Genomic DNA, 14,699 nt, shown 5'->3' with positions numbered 1-14,699 from the left:
CTTCAGAGCGAAGGGCGCAGCAGGCTGATGGCTTCGCCGGGCCCATCCGGGCGGACCGTCAGGGTGGAGTAGGTCCAGGTGCCGGACTTCTGGCGGGCCTCCACGTAGAGGGTGCCGCTGCCCCTGGACCCCTGCAGGGGAATGGCCAGCTGGGCTTCGCCCGTGCCGCCGGAGAGGCTGACTTTGCCCGAGACGAGGAAGCCCCCCTGGATCGGCGTGCCCAGCCGGCCGATCACCACCGGATCCCGCTGGGCCTTCGCCAGAGCCTCCTTGTAGGGCGTGGTCGACTTGAGCAGCCCGAACACGAGGCTGACGATCAGGGCGATGAAGCCCGCCACGCCCACCAGCCCGGTGAGGCAGCCGGCCGGCACCAGCCACTTCCAGTGGCGGGCCCACCAGCTGGGGGCCGGGGTGCTGTCCGTGGGGTGACTCGGGTCCGTGACCCCTCAGAGCCCTTCGAAGCGGACGTTGAGGTTGAGCTGGTTGGGGCCGATGGCGGTGGCCTGCAGCACCAGGGCGGCGGCCTTGCCGTCGGCGGTGCCGTCCACCTTGGTGCCCGCCGGGGGATCGAGCACCAGGTTGAAGCCCCACGGGCCCACCACGGTGTTGATCTTGCGCTCGCTGTAGCCCTGCTTGGCCAGGGACGCCTTCACCTTGGCGAGCAGCTCGTCCGGCTTGCCGGGCAGCTGGGTGTTGAGGCTGGTCTGGCCGATGGCGTTGGCCGCGAACAGGCTGGCCGCCGGCTTGGGCAGCGGCAGCGCCAGGCCCTTGAGCAGCGATCCGGCCGGGGTGGCAAGGGCGGCCCCGCCGACCAGGGCGCCGGCCCCCACCAGCAGGGAGGTGGAGAGGGCCAGCAGGCGGGGACGCCAGGGCATGGTTCGGTGGCGGGATGGAAGGAAAGGTAACCCGGAATACCAGGAGCGCCCCACTGTTGCTATCCGCACAACCAGAGACGTCCACCGATCTTCTAAGATCGGTTCATCGATCACCTTTGTGTTCAATGACGTTCTCCAGGGTCCGCCTCTCCAGGCTCCGCCTCTCCCGGCGTCTGCTGGTGTCCGCCGCGCTCGGTGCCGCCGCCGCCATCACCACCGCCACCACGCTGGGCATCGGCAGCACCCCCGCCACCCAGGCCCAGGCCGCCGCTCCCGCCCAGGCCAGCGCCGGTGTCGCGACCCTGGCCGCGGGGGGCACGAGCTTCCAGGTGTTCTCCCCCGAGCAGGCGGCCGACGCCGCCCGCTCGGGCCGCTGGAAGGTGCTGGATGTTCGCCCGGTGCCGCCGCTCTCCTACATCGGTGGCCACGTGCCCGGCGCCGTGCACCTCTCCGAGCAGGCCTTCCGTGGCCCCAACGGCCGCCTGCCCTTCCAGATCTGGGGTCCCACCAAGCTCGCCAGCCTCCTGAGCGAGGCGGGCATCTCCAACCGGGATTCGGTGCTCGTCTATTCCGACGGCAACGACGTGCTCGGCACCGCCCTCGTCTCCTACATCCTCGAGAAGAGCGGCGTGCGTCAGGTCGCGATCGTCGATGGCGGCCTCAGCGGCTACAAGGCGGCCGGCCAGAGCACCACCAAGGCGTTCCCCACCTTCCAGGCCGGCAGCTTCCGGCCCACCACGGTCAAGGGACTGGCCATCACCCTCAAGGAGCTGGAGCCCCGGATCGGCCGCAAGGACGTGGTGATCATCGACCCGCGTCCCAAGGCCCAGTTCGAGGGCACCGACCAGACCTTCATCCGCAACGGCCACATCCCCGGGGCCAGGAACATCCCCTGGCAGGCGTTCACCGAAGCGAACAACGCCGATGAAGCCAAGAAGAACGCCCACAAGCTGAAGTCCCTCGAAGAGATCCGGGCCCTGCTTGTCAGCCGCGGTATCACCCCCGACAAGGAAATCATCATTTCCTGCAGCACCGGCCGGGAGGCCAGCCTCCAGTTCCTCACCCTCCGGCACCTCCTCAAGTACCCCAACGTGCGGATCTATGAGGGCTCCTGGACCGAATACAGTGCCTCCAATTTGCCGATCGCCGTTGGGCCGGAAGGCAGCCCGGCCCTGGTGAGCAGCCGCTGATCCCCCCCTCCAGTTCCACCCCGTTTCTCCATGTCCATGCCCCTCCTTCGCCAGGCCACCCGGCTCTTCCCCCTGGCCGGCGTGCTGCTGGTGCTGCTGCTCCCACCTGCCGCAGCCCTCGCCTGTGACACCGGCAGCGAGTCCCCATCCCAAGCCAAAGCCAAGAAGCGTTGAGGCGCTTCCCATCTGCCGCACTCGCCGTGGCCCTCGCCGTGGCGGTGGCCGCCGCCCTGGCGGCCCGGCAGCCTGCCTCGGCCCTGGTCTGGGGTCTGGGCTGCGGCCTCGGCCACGTCCTGGTCCGCTCCGGCTTCGGTTTCGCCTCCGGCTATCGCCGGCTGATCCAGCGGCGGGATCCCCACCCGGTCTTCGCCCAGCTGCTTCTGGCGGCGCTGTTGGTGATCGCCATGGCCCTGGTGCTCACCGCCGAGCCCCTCACGGGCCTGCAGCCGAAGCTGCTGGCCACCCCCCTCTCCTTGCCCTTCCTGGCCGGGGCCTTTCTGTTCGGCATCGGCATGGAGCGGGCCCGGGCCTGCGGCTGCGGCACCCTGGCGGCCGCCTCCCGCGGCGGCGGCGGCGTGCTGGCCGCCCTGATCGGCCTGATCGTCGGCGCCTTCCTCGGCACCCTGCACGCCCCGCAGCTGGCGGCCCTGCCCCTGCCGCGCCTGCCGTCCCCGGTCGGTCTTGAGCTGTTCGGTCTGCTGGGCGCCCTGACCCTGCAGCTCGCTTTCATCGTCCTGATCGCCGTGCTGCTGACGCGCTGGAGCGGACAGGTGCCGTGGCGCTCCCCCAGCCGCCGGCTTTACGGCGGCGCCATCGCCGTCGCCCTGCTGGCCACGGGCCTGCTGCTGGTGACGGCCGAGCCCTGGAAGGTGCTCTGGGGCCTGGCCCTCAGTGGCGCCCACGCCGCCCAGGCCCTGGGCTGGGATCCAGGCAGCAGCCTGTTCTGGGGGAGTCCCCGGGGCCAGGCCCTGCTGGCGGGGCCGGACGCCTGGCTGTTCAACGAGTCCGTGCTCGTCGATCTGGGCCTGCTCTACGGCGCCGTCGCCACCGCCCTGGCCGAGGGCCGTTTCCGCTGGCGCGGTGAGCGCTCCGAGCCCCTGCCGGACCTGGCCCGGCGTGGCTTCGGCGGCCTGCTGATGGGCTACGGCGGGGTGCTGGCCTCGGGGTGCAACGTCAATGCCTTCCTGGGCGGGGTGATGAGCTTCAGCCTGCACGGCTGGATCTGGCTGGCGGTGGCCCTGGCGGGCTTCGCCGCCTCGCTGCGGTTGCGCCCGGCGCCGGGCCCCGCAGCCCCGTCAGACTGACTCGCCGCCCCTTCGCCGTCCATGGCCCAGGCCCAGCCCTCCGCTCCGGCCCTGACCGCCGCCGCACCGCCCCCCAACTGGGTGGCCTCGCGCCATCCCCTCGGCTGGCTGATCGACCGGCTGCTGGCGGTCGAGCCCCTGCGGCGGCTGCTGTTCCTGCAGGCCCGCCAGCTGATCATCCGCACCGCCGAGCGTCGCGGCATCGCCTGGCGGGCCCGGCGCGAGGAGCTGGTGCGCCAGGCCGAGCCGCTGCTGGCCAGCAGCACCGATGCGGCCACCGCCACGCCGGCCTACTACCGGGCCCGCTTCCACGCCTACCAGGAAGGCAACCTCTGCTGGCAGGCGGCCGGTGAGGCGGAGCAGGCCACCGATGCCATGGCCCTGCGGGTGTGGCCGGGGGAAACCCTGGAGCCCCAGGACGCCCAGCGGCGGTTGAGGGACGCGATCTTCGCCGCGATCGAGCCCAGCCTCACCGGCCCGGTGCGCAACGCCCTCGACATCGGCTGCTCGGTGGGCGTCGGCACCCTGGCCCTCAAGGACTGGCTGGAGCGGCGTGAGGGCACAGGCGTCGCCGTCGACGGCCTCGACCTCTCCCCCCAGATGCTGGCGGTGGCCAGGGTCCGCGACTCCGGGGGGCGTATCCGCCGCTGGCACCACGCCGCCGCCGAAGCCACGGGCCTGCCCGCGGCCAGCGTCGACCTGATCACCCTCCAGTTCGTGTGCCATGAGCTGCCCATGGAGGCCACCCGGGCGGTGCTGCGGGAGGCGGCCCGCCTCCTGCGGCCCGGCGGGGTGGTGGCCCTGGTGGATCAGGACCCCGATTCAGATGTGATCCGCCGCCTGCCGGCGCCGATCGCCACCCTGCTCAAGAGCACCGAGCCCTACCTGGCCGACTACTTCAGCCTCGATCTGCCCAGGACCCTGGAGCAGGCCGGCTCCCGCGACGTGCGCCGCCAGGCCTGCGACCCCCGCCACCGGGTGCTGGTGGCGCGGCTGGCCTAGTCCCAGCCCACCAGGGCGATCTTGCCGATCGTGCGGCCGGAGGCCAGCTGGGCGTGGGCGATCTCCAGGTTGGCGGCGTTGATGGGGCTCAGGGTGCGGCCCAGGGTGGGGTGCAGCTCGCCGGCCTCGAACAGCTCGGCGATCCGGTCGAGGATTTCCCCCTGCCGCCCCATGTCGGCGGTCTGGAACTGGGAGCGGCTGAACATGAACTCCCAGGCGAAGGTCACGCTCTTGGCCTTGAGCCGGTTGAGGTCGAGGGGCTGGCGGTTGCCCACGATCGCCACGATCGAGCCCAGCGGGGCGATGAGCTCGGCCATCACCTCCCAGTAGGCGTCGGTGTCGCTGAAGTTGGCGATCCGGTCCACCGCCTCGTAGCCCAGGGCAGCCAGCTGGGGGGCCAGGGGCCGGTGGTGGTCGACGACGTGGTCGGCCCCCAGCTCCCGCACCCAGGTGGCGCTCTCCGGCCGCGAGGCGCTGGCGATCACCACCGCCCCGGCCCGTCGGGCCAGCGGGATGGCGATCGAGCCCACCCCGCCGGCGCCGCCGAGGATCAGCAGGCTGCGGCCCCGCCCAGTGCCACCGGCTGGATCAAGGTCGAGCCGCTCGAACAGGGCCTCCCACGCCGTCAGCCCCGTCAGCGGCACGCTGGCCGCCTCGGCCCAGGAGAGCCGGGACGGTCTGCGGCCCACCAGCCGCTCGTCCACCAGCACGGCCTCGGCGTTGCAGCCGGCCCGTCCCGCATCGCCGGCGAACATCACCGCATCCCCCACCCGGAAGCGGCCCACCCCCTCCCCGGTCGCCGCCACCACCCCGGCGGCGTCCCAGCCCAGCTGCCGGGGAGGATCCCCGTCGCCCACGGCGGCCCGCAGCTTGGTGTCGATCGGGTTCACCGCCACAGCCTCGATCCGCACCAGCAGGTCGTGGGGGCCGGGGACGGGCTCCGGCAACTCGGTGTCCACCAGGGCAGGGGTGGCGAGAATCGCTCTCATGGCGGCCGGGCTCAGTAGCGGCAGTAGCCCACCTCCCCCTTCAGGGGCGGTTTGCAGGGGAAGCGCAGCGGCACGAAGATCCGGTTGCCGTTGGCCTCGTTGGTGAGGGTGATGTTGCCCTGGACGTAGAGCTCCCGGCGCCAGATCCCCCCCAGCCGGTCGCGCAGCAGGTCGCTGCCGCTGGGGTCCTTGCCCTTGGCGGACACCGCCCGGTAGGTCATCGACTGGCCGTCCTTCCAGCGGATCTTCAGGCCGCCGGGGATCTGCTCATCGACGCAGGCCAGGGGCTTGTCGTTGTACTCGCAGTCCTTCCAGCCGTCGCGGGGGATCTGGGGGGGCACCGGCTGCTCGGCCAGGGCGGGGGCCGCCACCCCGACCCCCACCGTCACCCCAATGGCCAGCATCAGGGGCAGCAAGGCGCCGCCGGCCCACGGCTTCAAGACCTCGCGGCGGCAGCGGCGGCGGCAGCGGATGGACACGGGCAGCCCCTGGAGGATCGCTCCCCGTAGTCTCCCCCCAGAGTCCCCGTTTCGCCCCATGGCCGTGCAACATCGCTGGTCGGATGCCGCCGCCAAGGAAGCGATCGCCCGCTACGGCGCGCAGGGTGTGAACGAAGACCTGGCCCTGCGCACCTACTCGGCCCGGCTGCTGGGGGCCGACCCCGAGCTGGTGCTGCACGGCGGCGGGAACACCTCGGTGAAGACCACCGTGCACGGGCTGCTGGGCGAGCCGATCCGGGTGCTGTGCGTCAAGGGATCGGGCTGGGACCTGGGCACGATCGAGCCGCCCGGCCATCCGGCGGTGCGACTGGAGCCCCTGCAGGCCCTGCGGGTCCTGGAGTCCCTCAGCGACGAGGCGATGGTGGCGGCCCAGCGCCAGAACCTGATCGATCCGGCCGCCCCCAACCCCTCGGTGGAGGCGCTGTTGCATGCCTTCCTGCCCCACACCTTCGTCGACCACACCCACTCGATCGCCCTGCTGGCCCTGGCCGACCAGCCCGATGCGGCCGAGGTGTGCCGCGAGGTCTACGGCGATCGGGTGGCCCTGGTGCCCTACGTGATGCCCGGTTTCGCCCTGGCCAAGGCGGCGGCCCTGGCCTATGAGGCCGCGGCGGCCGGTGGCAGCGAACCGGAGGGCATGGTGTTGCTGCAGCACGGACTGTTCTCCTTCGGAGCGACGGCCGAGCAGAGCTACGACCGGATGATCGACCTGGTGCGGCGGGCCGAGGAGCGCCTGGCCCGGGGCGAGCGCTCGCTCCATGCCGTGGCCGTGCCGGAGCGCCCCGCCCCTGCGGCCGCCGCCGGCGTCCGTCCCCACTGGATCCTGGCGCTGCGCGACACCCCCCTGGCCCGCGCCATCAGCGATGACGCCCGGCTGCCGGAGTGGGCCGGTCGGGGCGTCGCCACCCCCGACCACGTCATCCGCACCAAGGCCCGGCCCCTGGTGCTGCCGCCCCTGCCACCCGGCGGCGATGGCCCGGCCCTGGCCGCCTGGGGCAAGGCCCTGGAGCAGGCCCTGGAGTCCTACGGGGCCGACTACCGCGCCTACTTCCAGCGCCAGAACGCCGCCGCCGGGGGCGTGAAGAAGGCGCTCGATCCCCTGCCGCGGGTGGCGGCGATCCCCGGCCTGGGGCTGGTGGGCATCGGCAAGTCGGCCGCCGAGGCGGCCACCGTGGCCGACATCGCCGAGGCCTGGGCCCAGACCCTGCTGGCGGCCGAGGCCATCGGCCGCTTCGCGCCCGTGGGCGAGGCCGACACCTTCGCCATGGAGTACTGGAGCCTGGAGCAGGCCAAGCTCGGCAAGGCGGCCGAGAAGCCCCTGGCCCGCCAGGTGGTGCTGGTCACCGGCGGCGCCGGCGCCATCGGTGCCGCCACCGCCCGGGCCTTCGCCGCCGCCGGAGCCGAGGTGGCCGTGCTCGATCTCGACCGGGAGGCGGCCGAAGCGGTGGCGGCCTCCTGCGGCAAGCGGGCCCTCGGTGCAGCCTGCGATGTCACCGACCCGGCGGCGGTGCAGGCCGCCGTCGCGGCGGTGGCGGCCCACTTCGGCGGGCTGGACATCGTCGTGAGCAATGCCGGTGCCGCCTGGACCGGTCCGATGGCCACCCTGGCCGACGCCGACCTGCGGGCCAGCTTCGAGCTCAACTTCTTCGCCCACCAGAACGTGGCCCAGGCGGCCCTGGCGGTGTTCCGCGCCCAGGACCGCCCCGAGGGCGGCGGCCGCCCGGTGCTGGGGGGCCAGCTGCTGTTCAACGTCAGCAAGCAGGCCCTCAACCCCGGCCCCAACTTCGGCGCCTACGGCATCAGCAAAGCGGCCCTGCTGGCCCTGGTGCGCCAGTACGCCCTCGAGGAGGGCGAGGCGGCCGTGCGGGTGAACGCCATCAATGCCGACCGCATCCGCTCCGGCCTGCTCGACGACACGATGATCAAGGAGCGCTCCGCCGCCCGCGGCCTCAGCGAGGAGCTCTACATGGCCGGCAACCTGCTGGGGGCCGAGGTGCGCGCCAGCGATGTGGCCGACGCCTTTGTGGCCCTGGCCCGCATGGAGCGCACCACCGGCGCCGTGCTCACCGTCGATGGCGGCAACGTGGCGGCCATGGTGAGATGAGCGCGCCTATCGGCGCGACGGTTCGCTAGGCGGCCGCCCGGGCGCGCGCCGCCAGCCACAGGCCCAGCCCGCTCCAGAGCACCACCAGGCCGAGGCAGAGGCCGGTCCAGGCCGGCAGGCCCCAGCCATCCACCACCAGCGGCGCCACCACGGTGATCACGCCCCCGGCCAGCAGGGGCTGCAGCAGCAGCTGCTTGATTGAGAACGCCGTCACCGCCTGGCTGCGGTCGCCCGGGTCGGCCATGCGCAGCAGCAGCAGGCCGCTGGCGGCCACCCCGGTGGCCTGGCCGAATTCGATGATCGCCCGCTCGAACCAGTCGCTCGGCAGGATCCGCGGTGCCAGCAGCAGGATCACCCCCAGGTTCCAGAGCAGGCCCACCACCGCCAGCACCGTCAGGGGAATCCAGTCGTGGGCCAGCAGGCTCAGGTCCAGGCAGGCGGTGGCGGCGGTGATCAGCAGATCGGCCGAAAGGGTGCCGGTCCGCCCCTGGATGGCTGTGGAGACCCACTGGGTCTGGCCGCTCTTCTCCAGGATCAGGCGCACCAGCAGGGAGCCCACCAGGGCCAGGGGGAACACGGGCAGGGCATCGATCACCAGGGCGAAGACCCCGCCGCTGGCGTCGGCAACGAACCGCAGGGCCGCCAGCGCCCCGCAGCCGAACAGCACCGCCACCCCCGCCAGGCCCAGGTTCACGGCCCAGTCGGCCAGCTGCCGCCACAGGGCCGGCACCTCCACGGTGCCCGCCTCCAGGGGCAGATCCATGGGCACCTCCTGCAGCGGCGGGGTCTCCCCTTCGACGATCGCCATCGCTTCCTCGATCGGTAGCGCGTCGGGGAACATCAGCCAGCCCCGGGCCCGGGCCAGCACCACCAGCAGGCCGCCCACCACCGTGGACACCAGCAGCCCGACGGTGGCCATGGCCAGCCCTAGGGCCTGGGCCCCCTCCAGCCCCAGCCGCTCATAGGTGGGCCCCATGGCGGCGGCCGAGCCGTGGCCACCCTCATAGGCCACCTCGATCAGGCAGGCCATCACCGGGCTCACCCCCAGCCAGGGCTGCAGCACCAGCAGCACCGCCAGCCCCGCCACCAGGAACTGGCCGAAGGCCAGGGTGAGGGCCAGCAGCACCTGGGCCGAGAGCGGGCGCCACAGGCCCCCCAGCTTCGGCAGCGGCTTGCCCAGCAGCAGGGTGGCGAACACCAGGGTGAGCAGGGGCAGGGGCAGCTGGTCCCAGAGGTCGATCACCCGCTGGGGCAGCAGGGGCAGCAGCCCGGCCGGGGCCACCACCAGCCCCAGGCCGCCCGCCAGCAGGGCCTCCGGCAGTCCCCAGCGCTTCATGCCCAGCAGCCCGCCGATGCCCGCGCCGATCAGCAGCAGCACGGTGAGGGCGGCCAGGGCCAGCGCCAGCCACTCCACCCGATCCACCACCCCCGGCACCAGCGATGCGATCACAGGTGGAACTGGCGGCGGAAGAAGGCTTCGGTGGCCTCGAGCACCGCGGTGCGCACACCGCGCTCACGGAAGCCGTGGCCCTCCCCGGGAATCAGGTGCAGTTCCGTCTCCAGTCCGCGTCGTTGCAGGGCATCCACCATCCGCTCACTCTGACTGGCCGGCACCACCCGGTCGTCGAGGCCATGGAAGAACACCACCGGCGCCGTGATCCGCTCCGCATGCCCCAGCGGCGAGCGCTCCTCGTAGAGGGCCCGGGCCCCGGGCCAGGGGCCGATCAGGGTCTCGGTGTAGCGGGCTTCGAAGCGATGCTCCACGGCCAGCAGGGCCTGCGGATCGGTCACCGGGTAGCGGACGGCGCCCGCCGTGAACACGTCGGTGAAGCACAGGGCCGCCAGCACCGTGAAGCCCCCGGCACTGCCGCCCTCGAAGGCCACTCGGGCAGGGTCGGCCCGGCCAGCCGCCACCACGGCCCTGGCGGCGGCGGCGCAGTCGGCCACGTCCACCACGCCCCACTGGCCGTCGAGCCGCTCGCGGTAGGCCCGCCCGAAGCCGGTTGAGCCGCCGTAGTTGACGTCCACCACGCCCCAGCCGCGGCTGGTCCAGAACTGGATGGTCAGGTTGAGCCCCGTGCCGGCCATGGCGGTGGGGCCGCTGTGGCCCTTCACCAGCAGGGGGGCATCGGCGCGGCTGCCGCCCCGGGGCGGGTAGTACCAGGCCTGGGTGGGCGCCCCGCCGTGGCCCTCGAACCAGAGGGGTTCGGGGAGGCTGATCGCCCCGGAAGCCAGCGGCGCCGGGGCGGCCGGCGTGTGCTGCCAGCTGCCGCTGGCCGTGTCCAGCTCCAGCAGCCCCGGGCCGATGGCGGGGGCGGCGGCCACCGTCACCAGTCGGCCCGCTTCGGCGCCCAGGGCCGCCAGGTCGCTGAAGGGCAGGGGGATCGGCTCCCAGGGGCCGCCGTCGAGGCCCAGCCGGCCCAGCTGCCAGCGTCCCTGGCGGCAGACCGCCGCCAGCAGCCGCGTGCCGTCCCAGGCCGTGGTGCGCAGGCCGTACACCCACTGCGGCGCGGCGAACTCCGCCTCCATGGGACACAGCGGCTGCCATCGCGGCGGGGTGTCCGGCCCCAGGGCAGCCACGTCCGCCAGCCGTTCCAGGTTCCACCAGCCGCTGCGGTCGTTGGCCACCACCAGGGAGCCGTCGTCGAGCCAGAGGGGCTGGAATACCGAGATCCCCTGGGGATCCCCGGCCGCCGAGCCGGCGATGGGCCGGGCCTGGCCCAGCCGTCCCTCGGCGTCGATGGCGGCGAGCCAGAGCTGGCTGCGCTCCCAGGGCATGAACGGCTGCTCCCAGCTCACCCAGGCCAGGTGGCCGCCGCCTGGGGCCAGCACGGCGTAGCCGCAGAAGTCGGCCGGCTGGTGCAGCAGCTCCGGTTCACCCCCCGCCAGGGGCACGGCCACCAGCCGGTCGAGGCCGTCCTGCTCCATCACCCCGATCCAGCGCCGGCGTCGCCGGTCGATCAGGCCATCGGCGAAGGCCCGCGGCCGCTCCGGGTCGGGCGGGGCGGTGAGCCGCCGGGGTGCGCCTGCGGCCGTCGTTGATTTGGGGCCGGCCAGGTCGAGCTGCCAGAGGCAGCGGTCGCCGTCATCGACGAACACGACCTGATCGCCTGCCACCGCATAGGCGCCGCCACCGTATTCATGCACCCGGGTGCGCAGGTTCCAGGTGCCCGGGGTCAGCTCCACGGCCGCGTCTCCGGCCCCGCCTCGCCCCATCAGGGTGGTGCGGCCGCGCTCCTCGGGTCGCTGCTCCAGCCAGAACAGGCGCCCGCCCTCCAGCCGCGGTTCGGCGACACCGGCCGTCCGGCCGACCGCCAGCTCGGCGGGCATGGGCTCCGTGTCCCGCCATGGCTGCGCCCCCACCGAGTCCTCCGCAGGCTGCTTCTAGAATCCAGCCATCGTTTCAGGTGACGACTTGGCCCGCAGCTTCGCCCAGATGGCACGGTCGGCCGAACAGGGCGGCAACTCCGTGCTGGTGCCGAAGGTGCCGGTAGAGCGGCCACCGCTGGAGATTCACAAGCTGGGCTCGAAGGAGCTGCGGGCCCCGGCCCGGCGCATCAGCAAGGTGGATGCCTCGATCCGGGATCTGGCACGCGACATGCTGCGCAGCATGTACACCGCCAAGGGCATCGGCCTGGCGGCGCCGCAGGTGGGCGTGCATCGCCAGCTGCTCGTGATCGACCTGGATCTGGAGGAGGCCGCCACCCCGCCACTGGTGCTGATCAACCCGGAGATCACCGCCGCCGGGGCCTCCTTCAACACCTACGAGGAGGGCTGCCTCAGCATCCCCGGGGTCTACCTCGATGTGGTGCGTCCGTCGGTGGTGGAGGTGAGCTTCCGCGACGAGACGGGCCGCCCCCGCCGCCTCAAGGCCGACGGCCTGCTGGCCCGCTGCATCCAGCACGAGATGGACCATCTCAACGGCGTGCTGTTCGTCGATCGGGTCACCGACGAGCTCAGCCTCAACGAGGGCCTGCAGCAGCAGGGCTTCCGCCGCTCCGACGTCCAGTCGATCCGCTGATCCCATGCCGATGAAACCCCTGGCCGGCCTCTTCCTGGGCCTGGCCTGCCTGCTCGGCATCGCCGCCACCGGCTCGATCTTCGAGCTCTCCTACGGCGACCCCGATCTGGGCGTGCAGGCCACCCGCTGGATCCTGGCCGGCAGCCTGCCGGGCACGGTGCTGGCCCTGCTGGTGGCGATCCGGATCAACAAGCCCGCCTGAGCACGCTGCGGTCCCGCTGCGCCCCCGCTGCGACCCCCCGGCCGGCCCGACAACCGGCCGGCCGATTGGGACACATGGGCTGGTTTCCGGTGGTTGCCGTTCATACGATTCAGGCCGCTTCGATGAACGTCGTGACCCTCCCCGTGCTTCCCCGCGCAGGCCTGGCGGCCTTGACGGCGCTGGCGACCACCCTGGCCACCGCGGGCCCCGCTCCGGTCCGCGCTTCCGCCCTGTTCGCCGCCGCCGAGGTGGACCAGCAGAATTTCCTGATGGTGGCGGCCCCCATCGGCTCCCGGGGCGAGAAGGCCCAGCTCAACATCTACGAGCAGCTCAAGCCGGTGCGCCCCTGCTTTGAGGTGGGCGCGGGCCTGCCGTCCCCGGTGAACCCCCTGCTGGCCACCTTCGACTTCACCGGCATCTGCAACCGCTACATCGACGCCAACGGCTACTCGGTGCGGGTGGGCGGCCAGGACCTGGCCACCTCCTACCGGCTGATGGTCACCCGCAGCGGTGGCGACATGCTGCTGCTGGCCTTCCCCACCAAGGCCGGGGCCGGCCCTGAGATGGTGGTGGCCCGCACCCGGGGCAGTGCGCCCGGCTTCCTCAAGCTCCACCTGGAGCCCGGCTGGCGACTGATGCGGCGCCAGTTCGGCGGCCGCAACCTCGGCCACCTGTACGTCTATGCCGACAGCTGGCCGGGAACGGCGGCCACCGCCGCCCAGCCCGCCACGAGCACTCCCGCCCTGCCGGCCCAGCCCGCCGCCGCCACGGGCACGCCGGCCCCTGCCGCCACGCCTGCGCCTGCCGCCGCCACGCCTGCCCCCACCACACCTGCCGCCGCCGCCCCGACCAGTCGGCCTGCCGCGTCAGTCCCCAGCACCAGGCCCGCCGCCGCCGGGCGCCGGGTGATGCCCTCGACGACCCGCCCCACGGCCGTCCCACCCGCGACGGAGCCGGCTCCCGCCGCCGCCCAGCAGCCCGTGGCTCCGCCGGCCATCCCCGCCACCAAGCTCTGAGGCGGGGGCCCGAAGCCCCGCTTGCTAGGGTGCAACGCTGCGAACGTCTCAGCAGTACTTCATGACCCAGGTCACCGTCGGCGAAAACGAAGGCATCGAATCGGCCCTGCGCCGCTTCAAGCGCCAGGTGTCCAAGGCGGGCATCTTTGCCGATCTGAAGCGGCTGCGCCACCACGAAACCCCCACCGAGAAGTACAAGCGCAAGGCCCAGCAGCGCCGCCGTCGCCGCTGAGCCTGGCCTCGGGAGCACCGTTTCAGGTGCTTGTACCTGTTGCCCTGGCCTCCGCCCGCCTCCAGGCTGGAGGGGCCATCGCAGCAGGGTCCATGGGCCATCCGGTCGCCTCCACCGCAGGCCACGCACGGTCTGCCTCAGCGCTTGAGCGTTTCGGCCACTGGTTGGCCGAAACCATCAACCACGCCTGGGGAAACCCCGGTGAGGAAGCCCAGCACCGGCCCCCCCTGATCGGGGTGCAGCCCTACAGCGACAGCCCCCAGCGACGCCGGCGCCGCTGAGGGTCCTTTCGTCACGGCCGAGCCACTCACTCCGTTGATCCGGCCCCTCAGTCAATCCGGTCGAAGGAGCGGTAGCTGAGGGCCTCGGCGATGGCGCCGCTGGCCACCCGCTCCTCGCCGGCCAGATCGGCGATCGTGCGGGCCACCCGCAGCACCCGCTCCGCCCCCCTGGCGGACAGGCGCCGCTGGTTGATGGCGCGCTCCCACAGCGCCAGGGCCTCCGGCGCCGGATCCACCACGGCGGCCAGGGAGGGCCCATCCAGCTGGCCGTTGGCCGCCCCCTGCGGGTTGCGCTCGCCCATGCGCCGGCGCGCCGCCGCCACCCGTTGCGCCACCACACCACTGGCTTCGCCGCCAGGGGCCCCCTGCTGCGGGGCCTCCCGGTAGGCCCCGCCCAGGTCCCGGGCCTCCGGGCGGCGCATCACCACCTGCAGGTCGATCCGGTCGAGCAGGGGCCCGGAGAGGCGTCCCCAGTGCCGCCGCCGCTGGGCCTCACCGCAGCGGCAGCTCTGGCTGGGGTCGCCGTACCAGCCGCAGGGGCAGGGGTTGGTGGCCGCCACCAGCAGCACACGGCTGGGGAAGCGGCAGCGCTGCCGGGCGCGGCTGATCCACAGCTCGCCCTCCTCCAGGGGCTGGCGCAGCTGGTCGAGCACCTCCCGGCGGAACTCCGCCAGCTCATCGAGGAACAGGACGCCGTGGTGGGCCAGGCTCAGCTCCCCCGGCCGGGGCACGGCGCCGCCACCGATCAGGGCGGCGGCGGAGCAGCCGTGGTGGGGGCTGCGGAAGGGGCGCTGGCGCCGCAGGCCGGCCCCCTCCCCAAGCAGCCCGGCCAGGGAGTGGAGCTGGGTGACCTCGAGGGCCTCCTGGTGCGCCAGCGGGGGCAGCAGCGTCGGCAGCCGCCGGGCCAGCATGGTCTTGCCGCTGCCGGGCGCCCCCACCAGCAGCAGGTGGTGGCCGCCGGCGGCGGCGATCTCCAGGGCCCG

17 protein-coding genes are annotated in these 14,699 nt (G+C 73.2%); 10 read left to right on the top strand and 7 right to left on the bottom strand.

What is annotated here, in order from left to right; translation table 11 throughout:
- Positions 1–2 precede the first annotated feature (2 nt).
- Positions 3–371, bottom strand: coding sequence for a cytochrome c oxidase assembly factor Coa1 family protein (locus tag CJZ86_RS13865; protein WP_158219577.1), 369 nt, complete (start codon positions 369–371; stop codon positions 3–5).
- 75 nt (positions 372–446) lie between these two features.
- Positions 447–875, bottom strand: coding sequence for a hypothetical protein (locus CJZ86_RS13860; protein ID WP_094586776.1), 429 nt, complete (start codon positions 873–875; stop codon positions 447–449).
- Between the two features lie 125 nt (positions 876–1,000).
- On the opposite strand from CJZ86_RS13860, the gene CJZ86_RS13855 reads away from it, so the two are divergent.
- The 4 genes from CJZ86_RS13855 to CJZ86_RS13845 are packed head-to-tail and all read left to right on the top strand — an operon-like array spanning position 1,001 to position 4,371.
- Complete coding sequence (locus CJZ86_RS13855; protein WP_094586774.1) at positions 1,001–2,065, top strand: sulfurtransferase; 1,065 nt, start codon at positions 1,001–1,003, stop codon at positions 2,063–2,065.
- A 36-nt stretch (positions 2,066–2,101) separates the two neighbouring features.
- Positions 2,102–2,239, top strand: a complete 138-nt coding sequence (locus CJZ86_RS17030) for a hypothetical protein (protein ID WP_216915242.1) — start codon at positions 2,102–2,104, stop codon at positions 2,237–2,239.
- Between the two features lie 26 nt (positions 2,240–2,265).
- Positions 2,266–3,369, top strand: coding sequence for a YeeE/YedE thiosulfate transporter family protein (locus CJZ86_RS13850; RefSeq protein ID WP_158219575.1), 1,104 nt, complete (start codon positions 2,266–2,268; stop codon positions 3,367–3,369).
- Positions 3,370–3,390: 21 nt separating this feature from the next.
- On the top strand, positions 3,391–4,371 hold the full coding sequence (locus tag CJZ86_RS13845) for a class I SAM-dependent methyltransferase (RefSeq protein WP_094586770.1): 981 nt from the start codon (positions 3,391–3,393) through the stop codon (positions 4,369–4,371).
- Here CJZ86_RS13845 and CJZ86_RS13840 read toward each other — a convergent pair.
- Together CJZ86_RS13840 and CJZ86_RS13835 are read right to left on the bottom strand one after the other, a co-directional pair.
- Positions 4,368–5,360, bottom strand: a complete 993-nt coding sequence (locus CJZ86_RS13840) for a zinc-binding alcohol dehydrogenase family protein (protein ID WP_094586768.1) — start codon at positions 5,358–5,360, stop codon at positions 4,368–4,370. The two genes, CJZ86_RS13845 and CJZ86_RS13840, sit on opposite strands and share 4 nt — an antisense overlap.
- A gap of 11 nt (positions 5,361–5,371) precedes the next feature.
- Positions 5,372–5,800: a hypothetical protein gene (locus CJZ86_RS13835; RefSeq protein WP_233134029.1), complete on the bottom strand. Its 429-nt coding sequence runs from the start codon at positions 5,798–5,800 to the stop codon at positions 5,372–5,374.
- Positions 5,801–5,897: 97 nt separating this feature from the next.
- On the opposite strand from CJZ86_RS13835, the gene CJZ86_RS13830 reads away from it, so the two are divergent.
- Positions 5,898–7,964: a bifunctional aldolase/short-chain dehydrogenase gene (locus CJZ86_RS13830; protein ID WP_094586766.1), complete on the top strand. Its 2,067-nt coding sequence runs from the start codon at positions 5,898–5,900 to the stop codon at positions 7,962–7,964.
- Between the two features lie 25 nt (positions 7,965–7,989).
- Here the strand turns inward: CJZ86_RS13830 and CJZ86_RS13825 are convergent, their stop codons facing one another.
- On the bottom strand, positions 7,990–9,414 hold the full coding sequence (locus tag CJZ86_RS13825) for a sodium/glutamate symporter (protein ID WP_094586763.1): 1,425 nt from the start codon (positions 9,412–9,414) through the stop codon (positions 7,990–7,992).
- Positions 9,411–11,294 carry an alpha/beta hydrolase family protein gene (locus CJZ86_RS13820; protein ID WP_094586761.1) on the bottom strand — a complete coding sequence of 628 codons (1,884 nt, stop codon included), beginning with the start codon at positions 11,292–11,294 and terminating at the stop codon, positions 9,411–9,413. The genes CJZ86_RS13825 and CJZ86_RS13820 overlap by 4 nt, the downstream gene beginning before the upstream one ends.
- Positions 11,295–11,379: 85 nt before the next feature.
- On the opposite strand from CJZ86_RS13820, the gene def reads away from it, so the two are divergent.
- The 5 genes from def (at position 11,380) to CJZ86_RS16835 (ending at position 13,716) form a co-directional block, all read left to right on the top strand.
- Positions 11,380–11,985: a peptide deformylase gene (gene def / locus CJZ86_RS13815; protein WP_015109113.1), complete on the top strand. Its 606-nt coding sequence runs from the start codon at positions 11,380–11,382 to the stop codon at positions 11,983–11,985.
- A 4-nt stretch (positions 11,986–11,989) separates the two neighbouring features.
- The gene (locus CJZ86_RS13810; RefSeq protein WP_015109112.1) at positions 11,990–12,187 is read left to right on the top strand and encodes a hypothetical protein; all 198 of its coding nucleotides are present in this window, start codon (positions 11,990–11,992) and stop codon (positions 12,185–12,187) included.
- A gap of 143 nt (positions 12,188–12,330) precedes the next feature.
- Positions 12,331–13,203 (top strand): DUF3747 domain-containing protein, encoded by an 873-nt coding sequence (locus tag CJZ86_RS13805; protein ID WP_233134028.1) that lies wholly within the window; start codon positions 12,331–12,333, stop codon positions 13,201–13,203.
- A 61-nt stretch (positions 13,204–13,264) separates the two neighbouring features.
- Positions 13,265–13,435: a 30S ribosomal protein S21 gene (gene rpsU, locus CJZ86_RS13800; protein WP_006172073.1), complete on the top strand. Its 171-nt coding sequence runs from the start codon at positions 13,265–13,267 to the stop codon at positions 13,433–13,435.
- A 92-nt stretch (positions 13,436–13,527) separates the two neighbouring features.
- Positions 13,528–13,716, top strand: coding sequence for a hypothetical protein (locus tag CJZ86_RS16835; protein ID WP_143594166.1), 189 nt, complete (start codon positions 13,528–13,530; stop codon positions 13,714–13,716).
- Between the two features lie 47 nt (positions 13,717–13,763).
- On the opposite strand, the gene CJZ86_RS13795 is transcribed toward CJZ86_RS16835, so the two are convergent.
- On the bottom strand, positions 13,764–14,699 hold a 936-nt coding region (locus CJZ86_RS13795; protein WP_143594165.1), incomplete at its 5' end, for a YifB family Mg chelatase-like AAA ATPase.

Origin of the sequence: Synechococcus sp. BO 8801, assembly GCF_002252675.1 — a bacterium.
In the GTDB taxonomy this organism is placed as follows: Bacteria; Cyanobacteriota; Cyanobacteriia; order PCC-6307; family Cyanobiaceae; genus Cyanobium.
Note: the sequence above shows the minus strand (reverse complement) of the source record. Positions and strands in the feature narration are given on the sequence as shown.

Bases quoted from the DNA above. Each gene is read 5' to 3' on its own strand.
- CJZ86_RS13810 (WP_015109112.1), top strand. From the start codon at position 11,990: ATGCCGATGAAACCCCTGGCCGGCCTCTTCCTGGGCCTGGCCTGCCTG.
- CJZ86_RS13860 (WP_094586776.1), bottom strand. From the start codon at position 875: ATGCCCTGGCGTCCCCGCCTGCTGGCCCTCTCCACCTCCCTGCTGGTG.
- CJZ86_RS13845 (WP_094586770.1), top strand. From the start codon at position 3,391: ATGGCCCAGGCCCAGCCCTCCGCTCCGGCCCTGACCGCCGCCGCACCG.
- CJZ86_RS13820 (WP_094586761.1), bottom strand. From the start codon at position 11,294: ATGCCCGCCGAGCTGGCGGTCGGCCGGACGGCCGGTGTCGCCGAACCG.
- rpsU (WP_006172073.1), top strand. From the start codon at position 13,265: ATGACCCAGGTCACCGTCGGCGAAAACGAAGGCATCGAATCGGCCCTG.
- CJZ86_RS13830 (WP_094586766.1), top strand. From the start codon at position 5,898: ATGGCCGTGCAACATCGCTGGTCGGATGCCGCCGCCAAGGAAGCGATC.
- CJZ86_RS16835 (WP_143594166.1), top strand. From the start codon at position 13,528: ATGGGCCATCCGGTCGCCTCCACCGCAGGCCACGCACGGTCTGCCTCA.
- CJZ86_RS13840 (WP_094586768.1), bottom strand. From the start codon at position 5,360: ATGAGAGCGATTCTCGCCACCCCTGCCCTGGTGGACACCGAGTTGCCG.
- CJZ86_RS13855 (WP_094586774.1), top strand. From the start codon at position 1,001: ATGACGTTCTCCAGGGTCCGCCTCTCCAGGCTCCGCCTCTCCCGGCGT.
- CJZ86_RS17030 (WP_216915242.1), top strand. From the start codon at position 2,102: ATGCCCCTCCTTCGCCAGGCCACCCGGCTCTTCCCCCTGGCCGGCGTG.